The organism is Nonomuraea sp. NPDC049486 (genome assembly GCF_040676925.1).
GTDB lineage: Bacteria > Actinomycetota > Actinomycetes > Streptosporangiales > Streptosporangiaceae > Nonomuraea > Nonomuraea ferruginea.
In genome coordinates, this window is the sequence record NZ_JBFAPV010000029.1 from 14,369 (window position 1) to 37,021 (window position 22,653).

Genomic DNA, 22,653 nt, shown 5'->3' on the forward strand with positions numbered 1-22,653 from the left:
CCTCCTCGATCATGTCGGGACGGGTTCCCCGGGCGGTGTGCCGAGCCCGGCCCAGAGCGTGTCCAGCTCGGCCCAGAGCGCCTCGGGCAGATCGGTGGTGAACCGCGCGGCGTTGGCGACGACCTCGCCGGCGTCGCGCATGCCGACGACCACCTGGGTCACGGCCGGATGCCGGAGCGGGAACTGGATCGCCGCCTGGGGCAGCTCGGCGCCGTGGCGCCGGCAGCGGTCGGCCATCCGGCCGGCGGCCTCCAGCAGCCACGGCGACGGCGCGCGGTAGAGGTAGGGCAGGCCGGGCCCGGGCCGGGCGACGGCGAGCAGCCCGGAGGCGTACGGCGCGGCGGCCAGCACGGGAACCCCCGCCTCCTGGCAGCGCGCCAGCAGCGTGGCGGCCGAGCGCCGCATCAGGTTCCACTCCCCCGCGATCATCACGGTGTCGACGGCCCCGGCGGCGACCAGCGCCTCGGCGGCCCGCGGCCGGGTCGTGCCCACCCCGATCGCGCCGACGGCGCCCGCCCGGCGCAGCTCGTGGAGGGCGGGAACGGCCTCGTCGAGCGCGGGACCGAGCAGGTCGTCGGGGTCGTGCAGGAAGACCGTGTCGAGCCGGTCGAGTCCGAGCCGCTCCAGCGAGGTCTCCACGGTGCGCCGGACCCCGGCGGCGGTGAAGTCGAAGCGGGGCTCCCGCCGGGCGGCGGCTCCGTCCAGCCGGTACGGGTCGGCGATCGCCATCGTCCGGCGCCCGACCTTGCCGCTGACCGTGAACCGGTCACGCGGCAGGCCGCGCAGCGCGGTGCCGAGCAGGCGTTCGGCGGCGCCGTCCCCGTAGCTGGGAGCGGTGTCGAAACTGCGCAGGCCGCACTCCCAGGCGGCCTCGACGGCCGCGACGGCGATCTCCTCGGCGCGCTCCGGCCCGGTGTCGCCGCCCGCCGCGGCGAGGCCGCCGATCGGGCCGCAGCCGAAGCAGAGCCGGTCCAGCCTGGTGTCCTGCATTCTTGACCGCCTTTCGGGTGCGACCCTAAGCTTCGTCAGCGTCTACGTCAATGCTGACAGAAGGAGTTCGACATGCTCGTCGGACGTGCCGTGCTGGTGACCGGGGCCGGCCGGGGGCTGGGCCGTGCCTACGCCGTGGACGCCGCGCGGCACGGCGCCGCCGTCATGGTCAACGACGTCGACGCTGGGGCCGCCGGCGAGACCGCCGCCGAGATCGAAAGGGCGGGCGGGCGCGCCGTGGCCGTCCCGAGCGACATAGCCGACCCCGGCCAGGCGGCGGCCCTGGTCGGGGAGTGCGTCGCCGCGTTCGGCCGCCTGGACGGCCTGGTCAACAACGCCGGGCTCTACCACGAGGCGCTGCCGTGGAACGAGGACCCGCGCCGGCTGCGGGAAGCCGTCGACGTGAACGTGCTCGGCACCGCGTACTGCCTCGACGCGGCGGCACGGGCGATGCGGGGCGCGGGCGGCGGGTCCATCGTCAACGCCTCGTCCCTGGCCATGTTCGGCTACCCGAACATGGCGGCCTACGCCATGACCAAGGGCGCCGTCACGGCGCTGACCTGGGCTGCCGCCCTCGACCTCGAAGCCGACGGAATCCGGGTCAACGCCCTGTCGCCCAAGGCCCTGACCCGGATGACCCGTGACGCGATCAGCCGCGCCCCCACACCGGACGGCGCGGGCGCCCCTCTCGACGGCATCGACGAGATGTCGCCCGCCGCCGTGGCGCCCTTGGTGACCTACCTGCTCAGCGACGCATCGGAGGGCGTCACCGGGCAGTTCTTCAGCTTCGACGGCCGGCGTCTCGGCATCGTGCCGCACGTGGAGCTCGCCGGCGCTCCGCACGCCGTACGGGAGCGGTGGAGCGCGGCGGACGTCGCCGCGGCGTTCGACGGCGATCTCGGCGCCGGGCTCCAGCCCTACGGCGGGCAGGGACGGCTCCCGCCGCGGCGGCGCGGCTGACGTGGCGGGCGCCGTCAGCGCAGCGGCATCGGGAAGCCGTCGAGATCCGGGAAGCACTGCCGGATCAGGTCGATCTCGTCCATGGCGCAGGTCGGCACCCGCACCGCCGTCTCCCCGGCCACCACCGAGGGCAGTGCAGCGGCGGCCTCCTCCACCGTCAGGTCCGGGGAGAAGTAGCCGTCTGTCGTCGCGATCAGGATGCGCGCGAGCCGGCCGCCACCGGCGGAGACGACCTCGCCGGTGACCGGGCAGTCGCGGTGCGCCAGGGCGAGCACCACCGCCGCGACGCGCGCCGGGTCCAGCTTGGGATCGAGCTTGCCGTACACGTCGGCGGCCATCCGCGAGCTCGCCACCGGGGCGATCGCGTTGACCCGGATGCCGAGCGGGGCGCCCTCCGCGGCCAGCACCCGGGTCAGGCCGACGACGCCCATCTTCGCCGAGGCGTAGACGGCCGAGCGCTTCTGGCCGAACAGGCCGACCGACGAGGAGGTGTTCACGATCGAGCCGCCGCCCTGGGCGGCCATGTGCCGCCAGGCGGGGACGATCAGGTGGTAGGCGCCGAGCAGGTGCACGGACAGCGACAGGTGCACGTCGTCCATGCCCACGTCGCCGAAGTCCTTGGGCCGTCCGACGCCCGCGTTGTTGATCAGGACGTCCACCCGGCCGAAGGCGTCCACGGCCGCCGCGATGATCGCCTCGCCGCCGGCCGGGTCGGCGACGCTGCTCGTCTCGGCGACCGCCACGCCGCCGGCGTCCGCGATGTCCCGCGCGGCCGATCGGGCGGCCTCGGAGTCGAGGTCGTTGACCAGCACCCGCGCGCCGCGCCGGCCCAGCTCGCCCGCGTACGCCCGGCCCAGGCCGTGCCCGGCGCCGGTCACCACCGCCACCGCGCCGTCGAAGTCGAGTTCGGGCATGTGTCACTCCTTCGTCGATGGCCGGGGTGCGCGCCGCCGCGCACCCCGGCCGCCGGTCACTGCAGGTTGAGCTTGGTGAAGTTGCCCGTGCTGCCCTCACGGTTGATCAGCTCGCCGATCGGCTTCCACTCGCCGATCTTGCTGGTGGTGGCTCCCTCGTACCGGAACATCTGGCCGCCCTCGAACAGGTAGGCGTCCTCCACGCCGTTCATCTTCGAGGTCAGCCCCTCGACCAGCAGCGGGTACGGCTGGCTGATGGTGCGCGCGGCCACGGCGATGTTGGCGCGGTTCAGCCCGCCCTGCATCGCGTCGGCGTTGCGCAGCACCGCCACGAGGTACCAGCCCCAGAACCAGCCGTTGGTGTACTGCGCGACCTCCGGGTCCAGCCCGTCCTTCTTCATCTGCTCGGCGTAGAGCTCGGCGTACTCCGGCGCCTTGTTCGCCGGGTCGCTCGGGTTGTAGTAGTACTGGATGACCATGGTGCCGTCACCGGTCAGGCCCTCCTTCTGCAGCGGCGCCAGCGACGTCTCGATCTGCGCGCACGAGTTGCCCGTGATCACGTCCGGGTCCCACGAGCTGCGCTCGACGCCGCCGATGGCCTGCACGCAGAACGTGCCGGCGACGGCGAAGATGGCGACCTGGGCCTTGCTGGCCGCCGCCGAGGTCAGCTGGTCGGTCATGTTCGGCGCCGACGGGTCGATCAGCTCCTTGGCGACGATCTTGATGTTGCTGCCTTCGGCGGCGTCGGTGAAGGCGGCCTCGTACGCCTTGCCGAAGTCGTTGTTCATGGCGACCACGGCGACCGTCGCGCCGTCGGGATACTTGTCGGAGATCCAGCGCTTCCAGAGCCCGGCCTCGTTGCCGTAGTTCAGGCCCATGCCCGTGGTCCACGGGTAGTTCTCGACGTCTCCCCAGCGGTCCTCGGAGGAGGCCACCAGCAGGTGCGGCATGCACTCGTCGTTCATGACGTCGCGGATGGCGCCGTTGTTGGACGAGCCCAGGATCGCCACGCTGGCCGCGTACTTGTTGTCCTGGATCGCCTTGTCGACGTTCTTGCGGGTCAGGTCCGGCTGGTAGTGGTCGTCCAGGATGTCGAGCTGGATGGTGCGCCCGCCGACGCCGCCGTTGGCGTTGACGTACGAGAGGTAGTTCTTCAGTCCGTCGCCGATGTAACCGTACGCGGCGAGCGGGCCGCTGTGCGGCATGCTGGTGAACAGCCGGATCTCCTTGTCGGTGATGCCGGTGTTGATGTCGTAGTCGGTGGGACACTTCGACACGTCCAGCTGGAAGCCGCCGGAGCCGCGGAAGACGCACCCGTCGCCGACCTGGCCGAGCGAGGCGTCGACCTCGGCCTTGGGGATGTTCGGGTTGTCGGCGGCGGCGGTCACGTTCTGCTCGGCCTCGGAGACGCACATCTCCGCGGTGGCCGCCTGCTTGTCGTGGGAGCACGCGGTCAGGCTCACCGCGGCCAGGAGGACCACGGCCACAGCCGCGGGTCGTACCGTTGAGAACACGAGCTCAGCCTTTCGTCGGTGCACCGGAGTTCTCCGGTTGCGGGGACGACGCTGTCTGGGATCCCCCTGCGTCCGCAGACGGCGTCGGTTGGGAGGATGCGGAAAGCTGGAACCTGCGCCAGCCCGCGGGGACGGGGTCGGTGAACTGGACGAGCCGCCGGCCGGCCTTCTGCAGGCCGCCGGCCACTCCTGTCGGCATCAGGAAGACGATCGCCAGCAGCAGCAGGCAGGAGATGATGCCGACGATCTGGCCGCCGTCGCTGCCCTGGAACGCCGGCAGCGCGGCGGCCCAGTCGGAGACGAACGTGCGGAGGGTGACGAAGATGATCGCGCCGGGGATCGCGCCCAGCATGGTGCCGCTGCCCCCGGCGACCAGCGCCACCAGGAGGAAGATCGACAGGTCGAGTGTGTAGCGGGTGTCGGACGCCTGTGGCAGCTGGATCGCCAGCAGCGATCCGGCCACTCCTCCGAAGGCCCCGCTGATCGCGAAGGCGAAGATCTTGACCCGGGCGACCTGGACGCCGCTGGCCGCCGCGCTCAGCGGGGCCTCGCGCAGCGCCACCATCGACCGGCCGATCCGGCTGCGCAGGATGCTGCGCGCCACCAGGAAGACCAGCACGGCCACGGCGGCGATGACGTAGAAGCGCACGATCGAGGGGCCGACGCGGGTGTAGGGGTTGACGAAGAACCACTCCGGCGCCTGCATGGCCTCGCGGGCGAACTTGCCGCTGGTGCCGCCGGTGAGCTCCTCGAACCGGATGACCAGCGCCGGGAACAGCGCCGCCACCGCCAGCGTCACCGCGGCCAGGTACAGGCCGCGGATGCGCAGTGCCGGGATGCCGATCAGCGCGCCGACGGCCAGGCAGATCAGGATGGAGACCGGGATGGTCGCCAGGTAGGGCCAGTCGTGGTCGGCGACCAGGATCACCGTGGTGTAGCCGCCCAGCCCGATGAACGCGCTGTGCGCCAGAGAGATCTGCCCGCAGTAGCCCATCAGGATGATCAGTCCGAGGATGGCCACCGAGTAGGCGGCTATCTGCGAGAGCGTGTCCACCTGGGACACGGTGCCGAGCAGGTGCGGCAGGCCGAGCAGCAGCACCGCCGCTCCGCCGGCCAGGGCCAGTCGCAGCAGCCGGTGCCGGCGGCTGCCCCGTTCGATCCGCAGCGGCATCACACACGCTCCATCGCTCGGTTGCCGAAGAGTCCGGCCGGCTTGAACTGCAGCACCGCGATGATCATCGCGAAGCCCACCACCAGGCCGAGTTCGCTGCCCACGCCGGGGAGGTATCCGGTCACCAACGAGACGCTCAGGCCGGTCAGCAGGCCGCCGGCCAGGGCTCCCCGGATGCTGTCGAGGCCGCCCAGGGTGGCCGCCGCGAAGGCGTACACCAGGATCTTGTTCATGAACCCGGGGTCGACGTACGTCGACGGGGCGATCAGGCAGGCGCCCAGGGTGCCGACGGCGGCGGCCAGCGCCCAGCTGAACTGCACGGTGCGGCCGATGTCGATGCCGAGCAACCGGGAGTTCGCCACGTCGTTGGCCACGCAGCGGAAGGAGAGGCCGAGACGGGTGCGGTTCAGCACCAGTTCCAGCACCACGACCGCGCCCACCACCAGCAGCGCCGTGCCGATCGCCTGGTAGGACAGGCGGGCCCCGGCGATCTCGAACGCGTCCGCGGTGCCCTGCGGGAACGGGCTGGGAAAGCTCAGCGGCCGGAAGCCCCAGACCAGCGCGGCCAGCGCGTTGAAGCCGAGGAACAGCGCCAGGGTGACGATGATGATCGCCATGTGGTTGTCCGGGTCGAACGGGCGGATCAGCACGCGTTCGAGCACGGCTCCGCCGAGGCCGGAGACGACCATCGCGATGACGATCGCCGGCAGCACCGGCATCGGCCACATCTCCAGCACGGTCAGCGCCAGATAGCAGCCCAGCATGGCCATCGGCCCCTGGGCGAAGTTGATGATTCCGGTGGCCTTGAAGACGATCACCAAGGACAGCGCGGCCAGGCCGTAGAGCAGTCCGTTGGTGATGCCGTCGAAGAACCGTTGCAGGTACAGCTGCGCGCCGCCGTCGATGACGGCCCAGACGGAGAAGGCGGCGAGCAGCACGATGACGACGAGGACGGCACGCAGCCGCGCCCGCCGGCGGCGGGCGGCGACGACGTCGAGGTCGGCTTGACCGCCGGATACCGCCTGGGACAACACGGTGCCCATGCAAGCTCCTGGTTCAGTTTCCGAGGTAGGCGAGCCGGACGGCGTCGTCCTGCCGCAGTTGGTCAGCGGACGCTGACAGGACGAGGTTCCCGGCCTCCAGTACGTAGCCGCGCTGGGCGATGTCCAGCGCGAGCACGGCGTTCTGCTCGACGAGGACGATCGCCACACCGCGCTCGCGGTTGATGCGGGCGAGCACGTCGAACAGGTCACGCACGATCACCGGGGCCAGGCCCAGCGACGGTTCGTCCATCAGCAGCAGCCGGGGACGGAGCATCAGCGCCCGCGCGATGGCCAGCATCTGCTGCTCGCCGCCGCTGAGGCTGCCCGCGGTCTGATGGCGCCGCTGCGCCAGCCGGGGGAAGGTCTCGTACCAGGACGCGATGTCGTCGGCCACGCCCTTGTCACGCCGGGTTACGGCGCCGGCGAGCAGGTTGTCCTCGACGCTGAGGTCACCCAGCGTGCCGCGACCCTGCGGCACCATGGCGATGCCCCGGCGGACGATCGAGCTGGTGGAGGCCCCGGAGATGAGGTCGCCGTCGAAGCGGATCTCACCTGTGGTGGTGGTGAGCTGGCAGATCGAGCGCAACGTGGTGGTCTTGCCCGCGCCGTTCGCGCCGAGGACGACGACGACCTCCCCCGTGCCGACGGTGATGTCGATGCCGTGCAGGGCCTCGACGCCGTCGTAATAGGCGCGCACGCCGCTCATGCGGAGCAGGGGTTCGGTCATCGCGGGCTCCCTAGGTACGCCTCGACGAGGCGGGGGTCGTCGCGGATCTCGTCGGGACGTCCCGAGAGCAGGTTGCGCCCGGAGTCCAGGACCACGACGTAGTCGGCGATGTCCATCACGAGCTGCATGTGGTGCTCGACCAGCAGCAGGCTGAGCCCGAGCTCGTCGCGCAGGGCGCGCAGCAACGTGCCGAGGTCTCGCACGTCGCCCTGGGTCAGGCCGGCGGCGGGTTCGTCGAGCATCAGCAGCCGGGGCCGGGTGACCAGCGCGCGGGCCAGCTCCACCCGCCGCAGGGTGCCGAAGGGCAGTCCCTGGCAGGGTTGGAACGCGACATCCTCGATGGCGAGCACGGCCAGCGCGGCGTACGCCCGCTCGGTCAGCTCGCGGTGCTCCGAGCGCACCCCCCAGCCGAAGGGCGCGCCGAGGAATCCGGTCCGCCCGAGGCTGTGCGCGCCCACCATGACGTTCTCGATCACGGTGAGCCCCGGCCACAGGGCGAGGTTCTGGAAGGTACGGGCGATGCCCAGGGCGGCGAGGTCGCCGGCCCGGGCGCGCAGCAGGTCGGCGCCGTCGAACGCGATGGCGCCGGCCACGGGCTGGACGAGGCGGCTGACGCTGTTGAACGCTGTGGTCTTGCCGGCGCCGTTGGGGCCGATCAGCGCGCAGATCTCGCCGCTTCGCACCTGTAGAGAGACGTCCTCCAGAGCGGTGACCCCACCGAACCGCACGGTCAGACCGCGGACGGTCAGCAGCGTCTCGCCCGACGGGCTGCCGGCGATGCCGGGGGCGGGGTCGGTGTCTGGCGGACGAGTCTTGAGGGTGAAAGAACGTTTGATGCCGCTCATCCCCGTTCCTCCTTGTGATGTTCCAGGGGCGGGATCGCACGCGGGCCGCTAGGACGTGACTGCGTCTACGTCGTCGTTGGTGTTGACGCAGCTTTGCATTCGGGTTCGGGTTAGCACAAGAGGTCACGGCCGTTTATCTGTCGGGCCCGCGAGCAACGTCACCACTGACGTTGACGGAAACCCGGGGGATGGGATTCACTACGTCAACACAGACGCTGACGGCCTGAAGCTGCGCCGCCAGGCTGTCCCTCCTAGATCACCCATTGTGATACACCCGCTGATTCAGCTGGTGGGCGGGGGGCGCCGAGGCACGAACAGCGGAAGGGGACTGTATGAACCTGGAGCGCGATCTCGCGCTGGAGATGTTGCGACGGATGCTGCGTATCCGTCTGTTCGAAGAGGCCACGATCGAGCTCTTCCACGCCGGCGAGCTGCCGGCGATGGTGCACCTGAGCATCGGTCAGGAGGCCGCCATCGCGGGCGCCTGCCTGGCGACGACCGCGGACGACTACATGACCGGCAACCACCGCTCGCACGGCCACCCCATCGCGAAGGGTGCCCGCCTCGACCGGCTCATGGCGGAACTGCTCGGTAAGGCCGGCGGCGTCTGCAAGGGCAAGGGGGGCAGCATGCACCTGGCCGACTTCTCCGTCGGCAGCCTCGGCGAGTCCGGCATCGTCGGGTCCGCCATACCCGTCGCCGTCGGCGCCGGACTCGCCGCCGACGTGCTGGGCAACGGCCTCGTCGCGCTGTGCTTCTTCGGCGACGGGGCCGCCAACGAGGGCGTCCTGCACGAGTCGATGAACCTCGCGGCCGTGTGGAAGCTGCCGGTCGTCTTCTTCTGCGAGAACAACGGATGGGCCGTCAGCGTGCGCGCCGGGGAGCTTACCTCCGTCGAGGACATCTCGGTGCGCGCCACCGGCTACGGCATGCCCGGCGTCACCGTCGACGGGCAGGACCCGGTCGCGACCTACGAGGCGGTCTCCGCGGCCGTCGCCCGCGCCCGGCGCGGCGAGGGCCCCAGCCTGGTCGAGGCCAAGACCTACCGCTTCCACGAACACGCCTACGGCCTGCGGGTCAAGAACAGCTACCGGGACCAGTCCGAGGTGGACGTGTGGCGCCAGGAGCGCGACCCGATCGACCTGTTCCGCCGGCGTCTCCTCGACGAAGGGCTGGCCGACGAGGCCGCCGTCGAGGCGCTCGACGCCGAGGTGCGGGCCGAGGTCGCCGCGGCCGTCGAGTTCGCGCGCGACAGCCCGTATCCCGAGCCCGAGGAGGCGTACCGGGATCTCTACTACGTCGAAGGGGCGTCCACATGAGCACCGCGCCCGCGGCCGCCAAGCGTGCCGCGCAACTGGGCTTCCTCCAGGCCATCCAGCAGGCGCAGCACGAGGAGATGACCCGCGACGAGCGCGTCATCCTGATGGGGCAGGACCTGCGCGCCAACGTCTTCGGCGCCGCGCAGGGCTTCCTGGAGGACTTCGGCCCCAGCCGCATCCGCGACCTGCCGCTGTCGGAGGCCGCCAGCGTCGGCATGGCCGCCGGCGCCGCCATGGCCGGGCTGCGTCCCATCGTCGACCTGACGGTGGCCAGCTTCATGTTCTGCGCCATGGACCAGTTCGTCAGTCAGGTCGCCAAGAACCGGTACATGTTCGGCGGCCAGGCGAGGATGCCCGTGGTGTTCCGCCAGGCGCTCTACTACCACGGCGGCACCGCCGCGCACCACGCCGACCGCCCGTACCCGATGTTCATGAACGTCCCCGGGCTGAAGATCATGGTGCCGAGCAACGGCCCCGACCTCAAGGGCCTGCTCAAGACGGCGATCCGCGACGACAACCCGGTGCTCTGCTTCGAGGACGCCACCCTGTGGGGGCGCCGCGGCCGTGGCGCGGCACCGGAGGACGACGACCACCTGATCCCGTTCGGCGTGGCGTCGGTGCCGCGCGAAGGCACCGACGTCACCGTCATCGGCATCGGCGGGGGTGTCAGGCACGCCCTCGACGCGGCCGAGGACCTGGCCGGCGAGGGCGTCTCCGTCGAGGTGGTCGATCCGCGCACGCTGGTGCCGATGGACTGGCCCGCCATCCTCGCCTCGGTCGCCAAGACCGGCCGCTGCGTGATCGTCGACCCCGCCAACCGCACCTGCAGCGCCGCCAGCGAGATCGCCGCGCACCTCGTCGAGGAGGGCTTCGGCAGCCTGCGCGCACCCGTGCTGCGGGTCACCAGCGACGACATGCACGTGCCGTTCAGCCCGGTGCTGGAGAAGCAGATCTACCCGTCCAAGGAGAAGGTCGTCGCGGCCGTGCGCCGCGTGCTCGGAGTGGAGAAGTGAGCGTGGAAACCGAGGTACGCCTCCCGCAGTTGAGCATGGGCATGTCCGAAGCGGAGATCCTGGAGTGGTACTTCGAGGACGGCGCGCGGGTCGAAGAGGGCCAGGACCTGGTCGAGATCGAGGCCGAGAAGGCACGCGAGGTCCTGCCCGCCCCGACCGGCGGCACCCTGCGGATCAAGGTCGAGCCGGGGGACGTCGTCGACGTGCGCAGCGTCCTGGCCGTCATCGTCGGCGACGCGCCGTGAGCGCTGTGACGACCGACCCGCGCGGCCCCAGCACGGTACGGCGCGCCAGCGGCATCCGCCGCCGCACCGCCGAGCACATGGTGCGTTCGCTGGCCACCAGCCCGCACGCGGCGATGGCCGTCGAGGTCCGCTTCGACGCGGTGGAGGCCGCGCGACAGGCGTCCGCGGCCCGGCCCGCCGTGCCCGCCTACACGGCCTGGGCCGTCACCCGCGCCCTGGCCGACTTCCCCCTGGTCAACTCCAGCTGGGAAGACGGCTCGATCCGGGTCTTCGAGCACGTCAACCTCGGCGTCGCCGTCGACATGAGCCACGAGGGCCTGGTCGTACCGGTGATCCGCGGAGCCCACGAGCTCGACGTCGAAGGGCTGCACGAGCGCATCACCGAAGTCACCGGCAGGGCTCGCTCGCGCGCGCTCGGCGTCGCCGACATGGCGGGCGGCACGTTCACCCTGTCGAGCCTCGGCCGCTCCGGCACGCTGTTCACCATCCCGGTGATCAACCAGCCGCAGGCGGCGATCCTGTCCATGGACACCATCGCGCGACGGCCGGTGGTGGCCGACGGCGCTCGGGTCGAGGTGGGCCTGGTCGCCGTGCTGACGATGTCGTTCGACCACCGGGTCTTCGACGGGGCGTACGCCGCCGCCTTCCTGGCCCGGGTGCGCGAACGCCTGGAGAACGCCGACGGGAAGGTGGCCGCTGGTGGCTGACGACGAGCGGCGCGGCGGGCCGTTGGCAGGGCTGCGGGTCGTCGAGACCGGTTCACTCATCGCCGGTCCCTTCTGCGGGCAGCTGCTCGGCGACTTCGGCGCGGAAGTGATCAAGGTCGAGGATCCGCGCGGCGGCGACCCGATGCGACAGTGGGGCAGTCATCGGCCGCAGGGGCTCTCCCTCACCTGGCCGATCATCGCCCGCAACAAGAAGTCGATCACCTGCGACCTCCGGCAGGCCGAGGGCCAGGAGCTCCTGCGTCAGTTGCTGACCGGCGCGGACGTGTTCATCGAGAACTTCCGGCCCGGCACGCTCGAACGGTGGGGACTCGGGCCGGCCGCCCTGGCCGAGCTGAGCCCCGGCCTGGTGGTGACGAGGGTGACCGGCTACGGCCAGGACGGCCCCTACGCCGGGCGGGCGGGCTTCGGGTCGATCGGTGAGGCGATGGGCGGCCTCCGGTACCTCACCGGAGAGCCGGACCGGCAGCCGAGCCGCGCCGGCATCTCGATCGGCGACTCGCTGGCCGGCACCTTCGCCGCGCTCGGCACGGTCATGGCGCTGCTGGCCAGGGAGCGCACCGGGCGGGGCCAGGTGGTCGACTCCGCCATCTACGAGGCCGTGCTGGCGCTCATGGAGTCGATCCTGCCCGAATGGGAGCTGGCCGGGGCGCGGCGCGAGCGGACGGGATCGATCCTCCCCGGCGTCGCGCCCAGCAACGTCTACCCCACGCGGGACGGCTCGGCCGTGTTGATCGCCGCCAACCGCGACACGGTCTTCAACCGGCTGGCCGCGTTGATGGGGTGCCCGGAGTGGCACGGCGACGAACGGTTCGGCACCCACACCGCGCGCGGGAAGAACCAGGCGGAGCTGGACGAACTGGTGACCGCCTGGACGCGGGAACAGGACCGCGACGCGTTGCTGGAACGCCTCCACGAAGCGGGGGTGCCGGCCGGTCTGATCTACACCGCACCGGACATGCTGGCCGACCCGCACTTCGAGGCCAGGAACGCCGTCGTCCGGCTCATCCACGACCGGCTCGGATCGTTCCCGATGCAGAACGTCGCCCCCCGGCTGTCGGAGACGCCGGGCCGCGTCCACACCCTGGGCCCGGAGCTGGGACAGCACAACGACGAGGTCTACGGCGGGATCCTCGGCCTGGACGCCGGCACGATGACACGGCTGCGCGCGCACCAGGTCATCTGACGAGAACGCGCGGCGCCTGCCGGGCAGGCGCCGCGCCGTCCGGGCTCACTTGCGGAAGCGGGCCAGGAACTCCTGGATGCCGGGCTGCGTCGCCGAGTAGGCCTGCGCCCACGACTCGAACTCCAGCGTGGCCTCGAATCCCTCCGTCGCCGCGATCCGCACCGCGCTCTTGATGTGCCGCGCCAGCCGTGGATCCATCCGCGCGTACGTACGGCCCAGCGCGGTCGCTGCGGCCACCGGATCGTCCTCCAGGGACAGGGCCAGACCCGCCTCCACCGCCTCGGCGCCCGTGAGCGTGCCGCCGTCGAGGAGGAGCTTCAGCGCGCGCTGCGAGCCGAGCGCCTGGACCAGGAACCAGGTGCAGCCGCCGCCGGGGTGCAGGCCGATCTGGGAGAAGGTCGCGCCGAACTTGGCGCCGGGGCCGGCGATGCGCAGGTCGCAGGCCATGGCGAGGTTCAGCCCGGCCCCGATCGCGGGCCCCTGGACGGCGGCGATGGTGGGGATCGACAGCGAGCGGAGGACCAGGAAGCTCTCGTACACCTTCTGCAGGTCCTCGCGCAGGGTGCCGAGGTCGCGGGTGGTGTCGCCGAAGAGTGCGGGCAGGTCGGCGCCGCCGCAGAACGCCGAGCCCGCCCCGGTGACCACCAGAGCGGTGGCGTCCGGGTCGGAGCGGATCGCGGTCACGGCCCGTACCAGTTCGGCACGCATGGTGTCGTCAATGATGTTCCGTTTGTCCGGGTGGTTGAGCGTCAGGACGCGCAGCCCGCCGTCCGGCTCCACGATGACCTTGTCCATCAGGTGCTCCTTACTCGGTGATCCATTGCCACAGCCGGTCCGGTCCGCGTTCGGCGAACGTCCGGCCGAGTCGCCCGGCCCACCAGCGGGCGGTGCCGAACTCGTCGCGCCAGGACCAGAGCCGCCGGGTGGCGAGGTGCAGGGGGTGCTCGCGGGTGATGCCCATGGCCGCGTGCAGCTGGTGGGCGATGCGCGCGCCTTCGGTCGCCGCGCGTCCGGTGATGACGCGTGCGGCGGCGACCCTGGTCCAGGCGTCGGGGTGGCCCTCGGCCAGCGCCTGGGTGGCGCGGCGCACGGCGACGCGGGCGGATTCGAGCTCCGAGGCCATGCGAGCGACGAGCTGCGCCACGGCCTGGAACTTGACGAGCGGCCTTCCGAACTGTTCGCGGACCGTCACGTGCGTGACCGTCTGGTCGAGGGCGGCGGCCAGGGCTCCGGTCAGGGCGGCGGCTCTGAGCAGCGCGGCCTCGGCGAGGACGTCCCCCGGCCCGTCGAGCGGGGTGGCCGGTGTCCCGTCCAGGCGCAGGGTGTCGCGGGGCTCGCCCGCGAGATTGGCGCCCGGGGTCCAGTGAAGCCCCGCCGCGCCGGTGCGCACCTCGGCGAGCGCCTCCTGGCCGGAGTCGAGGGTGGCGAGCACCACCACGTGTCCGGCGTGCCTGCCCCAGGGCACCTTCGAGACGGTCCCGTGCAACCGGCCGTCGGCGGTGAGCCGGACCTTCTCCCCGAGCTGGGGCACGGCCACGGTGGCGACCTCGCCCGCGACGTCCCGGCCCGCCTCGGCCAGCGCGCGCCGCGCCAGGATGGTCTCGGCGACCGGGACGGACACCTGGTGGCGGCCGAGACCTTCGACGATCGTCACCACGTCGTGCGGGTCGCCGCCCTCGCCGCCGAGCGTCTCCGCGACGCCGACGCCCATCCAGCCGAGGTCCCGCACCGTGTGCCAGATCTCGGGCAGGTCGTCGCCGGGCTCGCCGCCGTGGCCGGCGAGTACCTGGTCGGCCACCTCACCGAGCCCGGTGTCGTCCGCGGGCCGGCTTCCCCGGGCGCTGACGGCGCCGCGGGAGATGACCGTACGCAGGACCTCGGTCGTGCCGCCGCGGATGGTGAATCCCGGCGCGGCCAGGATGCCCTGGGCCAGCAGGCCTTCGGCGCCCGGGGCGCCGGGGTCGACCGGGGTGTCCAGCAGGGTCCGGGCCAGCTCGTTGACCTCCCGCTCCAGCGTGGTGCCGAGGTCCTTCAGCATGGCCGCCTCGTGGACCGGCGCCCGGCCCGCGTCCATCGCGGCGGCCACGTCGAACGCCATCGCGCGCAGCGTCGTCAGCCTGGCCAGCACCTCGCCGGTCAGTTCCGCCTCGCCGTCGCCGAGCTCGCCGGCGGCCCCGAGCGCCGCGGCCAGCAGCGGATAGGTGCTCAGCACCCGCTCGACGCCGCCGCGTTCCAGCGCGAGCTGCTCGGTGACCTGCGTCCATCCGCCGCCTACCGCGCCGAGCACGTGGTCGTCGGGGACGAGGACGGAGTCGAAGGTGACCTCGTTGAAGTGGTGCTCGCCGGCCAGGTCGTGGATCGGCCGCACGTCGACGCCGGGGGCGGCCATGTCCACGATGAACTCGGTGAGCCCTTCGTGCTTCTTCTCCCCCTTGCCGGTACGGGCGAGCACGTAGGCGTGTGTCGACCGGTGCGCGTGGCTGGTCCAGATCTTCCTGCCGGTGACGAGCCAGCCGCCCTCCGCCCTGGTGGCCGTGGTGCGCACCGAGGCCAGGTCCGAGCCCGAGTCCGGTTCGCTCATGCCGAGACAGAAGGTGACCTCGCCGGAGGCGATCGCGGGCAGGAACTCCGCCTTGGCCGCGTCAGTGCCGTGCCGCACGATGGACGGCCCGATCTGGCGGTCCGCGATCCAGTGGGCGGCGACCGGCGCGCCGGCCCTCAGGAGTTCCTCGGTCACGACGAGCCGGGTGAGCGCCGATCCGCCACCGCCGCCGTACTCGACCGGCCAGGAGATCCCGATCAGGCCGCGTTCGGCCATGGCCCTGGTGAAGTCCAGGTCGTAGCTGCGCAGCCAGGCGTCGCAGACCGGCGAGAACTTGCCGGCCCGGAGCCATTCGCCGACGAGCTCCCTGGTGATGTGCCGTACTTCGTCGAGTTTCGTGGTGTCCATACTGATTCCTCTACGTTTCTGCGAGCGCTCGTCTGGCCACCTGGTAGCCGCGTTCCGCCGCCGCGCGCAGCACCAGCCGCGCGGCGGCGTTCTCGGCCGCCGAGGCGGCCGGCCTGGGCGTGACGGGCGCGTCGGTCCGTACGCCCAGCGCCTCCAGGTGGCGGACGAAGGCGCCGGCTCCCGGGACGTCGGCCAGTTCCTCCAGGACGGGTGTGTCACCGAGTCGCGCGACGCCCCACCGGGTGTGCAGGCGGACGAGCGCGCCGGGCCGCGGCGCGGCGGTCACGTGCTCCACCTGCCGCTGGACGCGCCGCAGGTCGTCGCCGCCGGACAGCCAGACGAGCTCGCGGGCCCGTGCCGCGATGTCGGGCGCCCCGCCCCCGCCGGGCAGGCGGACCCGCGGGGCGTCACCCGGCCCGATCAGGGAGGAGTTCACCCGGCCGCGTACGTCGACGTTGCCCGCGTCGAGGACGACCCGGTCGAAGCGCCGGGCCATCGCCAGCAGGACGTCGGCCGTGGTGCCGGTGAAGCCGAGCGCGTCCGCGTACGCCGGGTAGTCCGTGGTGCTCGTGGGCACCGACGCGGCGGCGCCGTGCACGCCGGCGCCCGCCTCGAAGACCTGGGTGAACGGTTCCCCCTCCAGCTCGTACGCGAGCTGACCGGCGAGCACCGGCCAGTGGAAGCCGGTGAACACCCACCCGCCGCGCCGGAACTCGCGGGCGGCGCGGACCAGGAAACCGATCACGCTGGGGTCGTCAGGCATCGCGTCCTCCTGTCACATGCTCCGCCAACCACGCCGCGAACCCCTCCGGAGTCGAGGTGCCGGCGACGTAGCGCTCGTAGGCGGCGACGTCGCGCTCATAACGGCCGATCGTGCCGTCGGGGGCGACCGCGCCGGGGTGGTGCACGACGGCGGTGGTCAGCACCCCGGGGATGACGATGCCCGCCCGGCGGGCCGCCTCCGTGCCGACGACCTCCTCGGCGACCAGGACGAGGGCGCGGGCCGCTTGCGCGGCGACCAGCGCCTCTCCGAGCGGACCGCGGATGACGCCGTTGCCGTCGGCGTCGGCCTGGTCGACGTGGACGAACGCGACGTCCGGAGTGATCGCCGCGACGATGTCGGCGGCGCCGAAGGCGGTGTCCACCCGGGACAGCCGGCCGTTGGGCCAGTCCTCGTCCGTGTAGCCGGTGCCGGGGAGACCGGGCACCGGCATGAACGGCACGCCCCAGGCGCCCGCCGTCAGCGCCGCGGTCATCAGCCCGAGACTCATCTCGTACAGCGTCACCGCCCTGTCGCCGCTCTCGGCGGCGCGCCGGAAGTTCCACGTGGGGCCGGGACCGACGGGACTCCAGCAGTGACCGAAGGTGGCCGAGGCCAGCGCTCCCGCCCCCAGCAGCTGGTCCAGCAGGATCCCGCCGGAGCCGATGACCACGTGCAGGCCGGTGCGGCCCTGCCGGATGATCTCGTGGCCGACGGCGAAGAGCTGGGCGCCGAAATTGCCCAGGTACACCGTGCGGCCCGGCTGAACATGGGCGGTCACGGCCTCGGGCAGCCCGATCAGCTTGTCACCGGTCATGCGTACGCCTCCGGAAGCATGTGCAGCCCAGGGCCGAGGTGCGCGCCGCCGTCGATCTGGATCAGCTGGCCCGTCATCATCGCACCCGCCGGTCCGGCCAGGAAGGCGACGAGTTCCGCCACCTCCTCGGGGGCGGTGGCGCGCCGCATCGGCGTGCCCCTGGCGACCAGGTTGTCGTGCACGTGACGGCCGGCCTCGCCGCTCAGCGCGCTGGTCAGCACGGTGCCGGGGCCGACGCAGTTGAGCCGGACGCCGTCCTTGGCCCATTCCAGCGCGAGTGTCCTGGTCAGCCCGAGGATGCCGGAGCGCGCGGCTACGGAGTGCGCCATGCCCATGCCGCCCCGCTCCACGCCGGACAGGGAGATGTTGACGACGCTGCCGCCCGCCTCGGCCAGGAAGGGGTACGCGGCCATGGTCACGGTGAAGGCGGCCGTGAGATTGAGGTCGATCACCGCCCGCCAGCCGCCCGCGGAGATGCCGGTGGCCGGGGCGAAGAACTGGCCGCCGGCGTTGTTCACCAGCAGGCCGAGGCCGTGGCGGGCGCCGGTCCTGCCGACGGCGGCGACCACCGCCTCGGTGTCGCGGACGTCGCACACCTCGTAGTCGTACCGTTCCCGGTCGGCGGCGAGCGACCCGGTCTCGGCCAGCGTCTCCGCGCGGCGGCCGAGACCCGTGACCCGGGCGCCGAGCTCGACGAGGCGCAGCGCGATCGCCCGCCCGATGCCGCTGCCGGCCCCGGTGACCAGTGCGGAGAGGCCGGCGCACGCCGTGTCGGCGAGCACGGAGGGCCGGGCCGTCATGCCCGCCTCGTCTCCGCGCTGACCTGGCGGCGCATGAGCTGGGTGGGCCGGTAACGGGAGTCGCCGATCTCGGCGAGCAGCGAGCGCAGCCTGGACGCCACGGTGACCGGCCCGGCCCGGCGGACGTACGCGAACGGGCCCTCGGGGTGGTTCATCGCCAGGCGCAGCGCGAGATCGACGTCCTCGGGCCGGGCGGTGCCCTCCTCCACGACGGCGTACGCCTCGTTGGCCAGGCAGTCGGCCAGCCTGTCGGCGACCAGGCCGGGCAGCGCGAGCACCCGGACACCGGCCGCTCCCAGCAGGTCCAGCAGCGCGTACGTCTCGTCCGGGACGGCGACGCCGGCCTCCGGGTCCTCCACCACCTCGGCGAAGACCTCCTCCCGCCACGCGTGCAGCCGCACCCAGCCCGTGTCCGCGGGCAGCAGGTCGCGCCAGGCCGCGTCGGAGCCGTCCACCACCACCCGCGCGCGGCGGCCGAGCTCGCGGACCTGTTCCACGTCCTCGGGCGTGGGGGCGCGGTGGCAGCTGAAGACCACGAGCGGGGCGTCGTCGGCGAGATGCCGGGCGACGGCGGGATGCCCGCGCAGCGCGGCGGCGTGCGGGCCGGTCACGTGCAGGCTGACGCCCTCCGGCGCGGGCCCGGCCGCCCTGGTGACCCGGCCGCGCCCGTCGCGTGGCGGCTCCACCGCGTAGTCGTAGAAGCCCCGGCCGGCGGCCCGGCCTGTCATCCCGTTGCGCACCAGCCCGCGGACCAGGGGGATGGGGCGGTATCGGGGGTCGCCGAACTCCCGCAGCGCCGTCTCCGATGACGCCAGGTGAGTGTGCAGCCCGGTGAAGTCGAGCAGTTCCAGCGGGCCCATGCGGTGGCCGAGCGCGCCGCGCGCCACGGCGTCGACCACGGCCGGTTCCAGCCCTTGCATGACCAGGAGCTGCGCTTCGTAGTACAGCGGCCGGCATACCCGGTTGACCACGAAGTTCGGCGAGTCCGCGCAGGTGACGGGCGTCTTGCCGAGCTCACGGACGATGCCGAGGGCGTTCTCGTGGACCTCGTCGGCGGTGGCCGCCGCCTTGATCACCTCGACCAGCCGCATCTTCGTCGGCGGGTTGAAGAAGTGCAGCCCGATGACCCTCGACGGGTCGCCGAAGGCCTTGCCCATCTCGCCGACGCTCAGCGAGGAGGTGTTGGAGGCGACGACGAGGTCGTCCCGTCCGTGTGCGCGCACCTCGGCCAGCAGCGCGGCCTTGGCCTCCATGTTCTCGACGACGGCCTCGACGAACAGGGTCGCCTCGCGCAGGGCGGATCGCAGGGTGTCCGCTTCGACGGTGGCCTTCTCGCCGTCGGCCTCGGCCTCCCGCCGGATCAGCGTCAGCCCCGCCTCGGTCGCCTCCGGCGACACGTCGCAGACGACGACCCGCGCTCCGGCCCGGTCGAACACCCGGGCGATGCCGCGCCCCATCGGCCCGAGCCCGGCGACGGCGACCGTCATGCCCGCCACCCGGATCATGCCGCCACCCGCTCGATGACGGCGGCGATGCCCTGCCCGCCGCCGACGCACAGACTCGCGACGCCGAAGCGGGCGTCGCGCCGCTCCAGTTCGTGCAGGAGGCTGACCACGACGCGCAGGCCGCTCTGGCCCGTCGGGTGCCCCAGCGCGATGCCGCCGCCGTTCACGTTGACCCGGTCCTCGTCGAGGTCCAGGGCGCGGACGTTCTGCACGATCTGCGCGGCGAACGCCTCGTTGATCTCGAACAGGTCGATGTCGCCCACGGACAGGCCGGCCTTCTTCAGGGCCGCGGGGATCGCCGCGGTGGGGCCGATGCCCATCATGGTGGGATCGACGCCGACGGCGGCCACGGACACCAGCCGGGCACGCGGGGTGAGACCTCGCTCGGCGGCGGCCCGGCCACCGGCCAGCACGACCGCGGCGGCGCCGTCGGCCATCTGGCTGGCGTTGCCCGCCGTGACCGTGCCGCCGTCCTCGAAGGCGGGGCGCAGTGTCGAGAGCTTCTCCGCGGTCGATCCCTGGCGGAACGTCTCGTCCCTGGAGAGCGCCCCCTCCTCGTGCGCCACCTCGACGATCTGGCCGTCCAGGATGCCCTCGTCCCACGCGGCGGCCAGGCGCTGGTGGCTGCGGGCCGACCAGGCGTCCTGGTCGGCCCGGCTGACGCCGTACTCGCGCGCCACCTTCTCGGCCGTCTGTCCCATGTTCATGCCGCAGATCGGGTCGGTGCCGCCGTCCCGCCAGCCGTCCGCCAGCAGGATGTCCCCGCGCCGCACCCCGCCCCAGCGCAGGGTGTACGGGGCGATGTACGGCATGGTCGACATGCTTTCCGCCGCCACGGCCAGGGTGAGCTCGCTCTCCCCCAGGAGGATGGGGTGCGCCGCGAGCTGGAGCGCCTTGAGGCCGGAGGCGCACGCCATGTTGACGGTCTGCGCGGGGACGGGCTCCGGCAGGCCCGCCTTGAAGGCGACCTGGCGTCCCGGGTTGGGGCCGTTGCCGGCCTGCCTGCAGTTGGACAGCACCATCTCGCCGATGTCGTCGGGCGACACCCCGGCACGGTCGAGCGCCGCTCGCCCGGCCAGTCCGCCGAGCTCGACGAGCCGGACGTCCTTGAGGGATCCCCCGTACCTCCCGTGCGGTGTCCGTACGGCGCTCACGATGTAGACGTCGTCAGCCACGTTCACTCCTCGGTGTTCAGATCTCGCGGACCAGGCGCTTGGCCTTGTGGGTGCTGCGGGCGAGCGAGCCGGACGGGACCGGCTCGACCACCGCGCGGACGGTGAGCTCGGCGCGGATGGCGTGGGCGAGCCGGTCCACGGCGGACTCGGCGGCGCCGTCCTCGGTCTCCAGCCGCACCTTGACGCCGGTCAGGTAGCCGGTGGCCCGGTCGACGACGTCCTCGTCGATCACGATGAGGTACTCGCCGGTGGCGCCCGGGGTGCTGCGCACCAGGCTCTCCACCGAGCTCGGGAAGAAGTTGACCCCCCGTACCACGAGCATGTCGTCGGCGCGGCCCAGCACTCCCCCGCGCAGGCGGCCGTGGGTGCGGCCGCACGCGCACGGGTCCGGGTCGCGCACCACCACGTCGCCCGTCCACCAGCGCACGAACGGAGACGCCTGCTTGTCGAGGTGGGTGAGGACGAGCACGCCCGGGCTGCCGTCCGGGACTGGGGCGCCGGTCCCGGCGTCCACGACCTCGGCGTGCACGAAGTCCTCGGCGAAGTGGCCGCCCGCCTGCCGCTCGCACTCCCAGGCGATGGGCTGGAACTCGAGTGAGCCGTAGCCGTCGAACACCTTGGCGTCCCAGCGTTCCTCGATGAGGGCGCGGGTCTCGGGGATGCCGCCGCCCGGCTCGCCGCCGACCTGGATCCGGCGTACCCGGTTGCCCGTCACGGGGCGGCCGAGCCGTTCGGCGGTCTCGGCCAGGTGCAGCATGAACGACGGCGTGCCGCTGACGGCGGTGGTGCCGTACCTGGCCATGACGTCGATCTGACGCTCGGTGTCGCCCGACCCGCCGGGGATGACCGTACAGCCGATCTTGGTGTAGGCGGCGGTGACGCCGAGCCCGCCGACGAACCAGGCGAAACCGAACAGCGCCTGGTACACGTCGGTGCGGCGCACGCCCTGGCTGTACGCGAACCTGGCGTACAGGTCGGCCCAGCGGTCGAGGTCCTGCCGGGTCCAGCAGACCGGCGCCGGAGAGGAGGTGGTGCCCGAGGAGAAGTGCACCCGGGCCACGTCCTCCGGGTGCACGGCGAGCATCGAGCCCCACGGCCCCCGCTCGGCCAGGTCCGCCACGTAGTCCGCCTTGCGCACGACGGGCAGGGAGCGCAGGTCGTCGAGCGAGCGCAGGTCACCCGGCTCGAAGCCGATCCCGGCCCAGGCCGCCTTGTAGTAGGCGCTGTTCGCCCCGACGTACGCGAGTTGCCGCCGCAGTGCGGCGAGCTGGAACTCCGCGATGCGGTCCCTGGGCCAGGTCTCCACCTCGCTCCAGTATTCGGCCGAGCTCGGGCTGTCCATCTTCAGCTTCCTTTCAAACCGTTCACGATGAATCGGGCGAAGGTGTCGGCGACTTTCTCCACGTCGAGCGGCGTGCGGTCGGGGGCGTACCAGATGGGGATCCAGTTCAGTGCGCCGAGCGCCGACTTGACGACCAGGCCGCTGTCGGTGGCGGCGAAGTCGCCCAGCCGGACGCCCTCCTCGACCACGTCGATGAAGATCTGCTCGTACCGGCGGCGCAGCGCGAACACGTCGGCGAGCACGTCCTGGTGGATCGCGATCTCGGCGACCGAGCGCATCTCGATCGCCTGTACGGAGACGCGCTGCGCGTGGTTGCGCAGCATCATCATGGACGCGTGCAGGTGCGCCATCTGATACATGCGCTCGCCGGGTCCGGCGTCCTGGCGGGCGCTGATCGGTTCCACCGCGGCGATGAGATCGCGCATCCCGGTGACCACCACGTCGAGGAAGATCTCCGCCTTGCCCCGGTAGTAGTGGTACACGCGGCCCTTGGTGGCGCCGAGCTCGTCGGCGATCGCGTCGATGCTGGTCGCGAAGTAGCCCTTGCGGGCGAAGGCCCGCGCCGCCGCGTCCAGGATCGCCTTGCGGCCGTCCTCGCCGGGGCCCGGCCGGCCCAGTGCGGGCCGGCCGATCTCACTGCTGCTCAACGGGT

General features: G+C 72.4%; 22 protein-coding genes. 6 read left to right on the forward strand and 16 right to left on the reverse strand.

From position 1 onward, the window contains the following. Positions 1–9: 9 nt before the first annotated feature. Positions 10–990, reverse strand: a complete 981-nt coding sequence (locus AB0K05_RS42875; protein ID WP_364237343.1) for an aldo/keto reductase — start codon at positions 988–990, stop codon at positions 10–12. A 72-nt stretch (positions 991–1,062) separates the two neighbouring features. Between AB0K05_RS42875 and AB0K05_RS42880 the strand changes: the two genes are divergently transcribed. Next, positions 1,063–1,950, forward strand: coding sequence for an SDR family oxidoreductase (locus tag AB0K05_RS42880; RefSeq protein ID WP_364237346.1), 888 nt, complete (start codon positions 1,063–1,065; stop codon positions 1,948–1,950). Between the two features lie 14 nt (positions 1,951–1,964). Here AB0K05_RS42880 and AB0K05_RS42885 read toward each other — a convergent pair whose 3' ends face one another. Genes AB0K05_RS42885 through AB0K05_RS42910 form a run of 6 tightly spaced genes read right to left on the reverse strand, consistent with a single transcriptional unit; the run spans position 1,965 to position 8,164 of the window. Then, positions 1,965–2,864, reverse strand: coding sequence for an SDR family NAD(P)-dependent oxidoreductase (locus AB0K05_RS42885; RefSeq protein WP_364237348.1), 900 nt, complete (start codon positions 2,862–2,864; stop codon positions 1,965–1,967). A gap of 56 nt (positions 2,865–2,920) precedes the next feature. Further along, positions 2,921–4,351 (reverse strand): ABC transporter substrate-binding protein, encoded by a 1,431-nt coding sequence (locus AB0K05_RS42890; protein ID WP_364237350.1) that lies wholly within the window; start codon positions 4,349–4,351, stop codon positions 2,921–2,923. A 31-nt stretch (positions 4,352–4,382) separates the two neighbouring features. After that, on the reverse strand, positions 4,383–5,549 hold the full coding sequence (locus AB0K05_RS42895) for a branched-chain amino acid ABC transporter permease (protein ID WP_364237352.1): 1,167 nt from the start codon (positions 5,547–5,549) through the stop codon (positions 4,383–4,385). Beyond that, positions 5,549–6,592: a branched-chain amino acid ABC transporter permease gene (locus tag AB0K05_RS42900; protein WP_364237355.1), complete on the reverse strand. Its 1,044-nt coding sequence runs from the start codon at positions 6,590–6,592 to the stop codon at positions 5,549–5,551. The genes AB0K05_RS42895 and AB0K05_RS42900 overlap by 1 nt, the downstream gene beginning before the upstream one ends. A 13-nt stretch (positions 6,593–6,605) precedes the next feature. Next, entirely contained in the window at positions 6,606–7,319 is a 714-nt protein-coding gene (locus AB0K05_RS42905) for an ABC transporter ATP-binding protein (RefSeq protein ID WP_364237357.1), read from the reverse strand. Beyond that, a complete protein-coding gene (locus AB0K05_RS42910) occupies positions 7,316–8,164 on the reverse strand; it encodes an ABC transporter ATP-binding protein (RefSeq protein ID WP_364237360.1) in 849 nt (282 codons plus the stop codon). The genes AB0K05_RS42905 and AB0K05_RS42910 overlap by 4 nt, the downstream gene beginning before the upstream one ends. 332 nt (positions 8,165–8,496) lie before the next feature. Between AB0K05_RS42910 and AB0K05_RS42915 the strand changes: the two genes are divergently transcribed. From AB0K05_RS42915 to AB0K05_RS42935, 5 genes are read left to right on the forward strand one after another with little or no spacing between them, the layout of a single operon-like run. After that, positions 8,497–9,483, forward strand: a complete 987-nt coding sequence (locus AB0K05_RS42915) for a thiamine pyrophosphate-dependent dehydrogenase E1 component subunit alpha (RefSeq protein ID WP_219547895.1) — start codon at positions 8,497–8,499, stop codon at positions 9,481–9,483. Next, the gene (locus AB0K05_RS42920) at positions 9,480–10,496 is read left to right on the forward strand and encodes a transketolase C-terminal domain-containing protein (RefSeq protein ID WP_364237363.1); all 1,017 of its coding nucleotides are present in this window, start codon (positions 9,480–9,482) and stop codon (positions 10,494–10,496) included. The genes AB0K05_RS42915 and AB0K05_RS42920 overlap by 4 nt, the downstream gene beginning before the upstream one ends. A gap of 2 nt (positions 10,497–10,498) precedes the next feature. Next, positions 10,499–10,741: a lipoyl domain-containing protein gene (locus tag AB0K05_RS42925; RefSeq protein WP_148029776.1), complete on the forward strand. Its 243-nt coding sequence runs from the start codon at positions 10,499–10,501 to the stop codon at positions 10,739–10,741. Next, complete coding sequence (locus AB0K05_RS42930; RefSeq protein WP_364237366.1) at positions 10,738–11,448, forward strand: 2-oxo acid dehydrogenase subunit E2; 711 nt, start codon at positions 10,738–10,740, stop codon at positions 11,446–11,448. The genes AB0K05_RS42925 and AB0K05_RS42930 overlap by 4 nt, the downstream gene beginning before the upstream one ends. Continuing rightward, positions 11,441–12,652 (forward strand): CoA transferase, encoded by a 1,212-nt coding sequence (locus AB0K05_RS42935; RefSeq protein WP_364237369.1) that lies wholly within the window; start codon positions 11,441–11,443, stop codon positions 12,650–12,652. The genes AB0K05_RS42930 and AB0K05_RS42935 overlap by 8 nt, the downstream gene beginning before the upstream one ends. Before the next feature lie 45 nt (positions 12,653–12,697). Here the strand turns inward: AB0K05_RS42935 and AB0K05_RS42940 are convergent, their stop codons facing one another. Genes AB0K05_RS42940 through AB0K05_RS42980 form a run of 9 tightly spaced genes read right to left on the reverse strand, consistent with a single transcriptional unit; the run spans position 12,698 to position 22,648 of the window. Further along, a complete protein-coding gene (locus AB0K05_RS42940; protein WP_271279623.1) occupies positions 12,698–13,447 on the reverse strand; it encodes an enoyl-CoA hydratase in 750 nt (249 codons plus the stop codon). Positions 13,448–13,457: 10 nt separating this feature from the next. Beyond that, a complete protein-coding gene (locus AB0K05_RS42945) occupies positions 13,458–15,602 on the reverse strand; it encodes an acyl-CoA dehydrogenase family protein (RefSeq protein ID WP_364237371.1) in 2,145 nt (714 codons plus the stop codon). Between the two features lie 10 nt (positions 15,603–15,612). Next, positions 15,613–16,365, reverse strand: coding sequence for a hypothetical protein (locus AB0K05_RS42950; RefSeq protein WP_364237374.1), 753 nt, complete (start codon positions 16,363–16,365; stop codon positions 15,613–15,615). Next, positions 16,358–17,179: a CoA-transferase gene (locus AB0K05_RS42955; protein WP_364237376.1), complete on the reverse strand. Its 822-nt coding sequence runs from the start codon at positions 17,177–17,179 to the stop codon at positions 16,358–16,360. Before AB0K05_RS42955 ends, AB0K05_RS42950 begins: the two co-directional genes overlap by 8 nt. Continuing rightward, positions 17,176–17,979 carry an SDR family oxidoreductase gene (locus AB0K05_RS42960; RefSeq protein ID WP_364237378.1) on the reverse strand — a complete coding sequence of 268 codons (804 nt, stop codon included), beginning with the start codon at positions 17,977–17,979 and terminating at the stop codon, positions 17,176–17,178. The genes AB0K05_RS42955 and AB0K05_RS42960 overlap by 4 nt, the downstream gene beginning before the upstream one ends. Continuing rightward, complete coding sequence (locus AB0K05_RS42965; protein WP_364237380.1) at positions 17,976–19,484, reverse strand: 3-hydroxyacyl-CoA dehydrogenase NAD-binding domain-containing protein; 1,509 nt, start codon at positions 19,482–19,484, stop codon at positions 17,976–17,978. The genes AB0K05_RS42960 and AB0K05_RS42965 overlap by 4 nt, the downstream gene beginning before the upstream one ends. Then, positions 19,481–20,659, reverse strand: coding sequence for a thiolase family protein (locus AB0K05_RS42970; protein WP_364237383.1), 1,179 nt, complete (start codon positions 20,657–20,659; stop codon positions 19,481–19,483). Before AB0K05_RS42970 ends, AB0K05_RS42965 begins: the two co-directional genes overlap by 4 nt. A 16-nt stretch (positions 20,660–20,675) precedes the next feature. Next, positions 20,676–22,001, reverse strand: coding sequence for an AMP-binding protein (locus AB0K05_RS42975; RefSeq protein ID WP_364237385.1), 1,326 nt, complete (start codon positions 21,999–22,001; stop codon positions 20,676–20,678). Positions 22,002–22,003: 2 nt separating this feature from the next. Further along, positions 22,004–22,648, reverse strand: a complete 645-nt coding sequence (locus tag AB0K05_RS42980; protein ID WP_187280994.1) for a TetR/AcrR family transcriptional regulator — start codon at positions 22,646–22,648, stop codon at positions 22,004–22,006. Between the last annotated feature and the right edge of the window lie 5 nt (positions 22,649–22,653).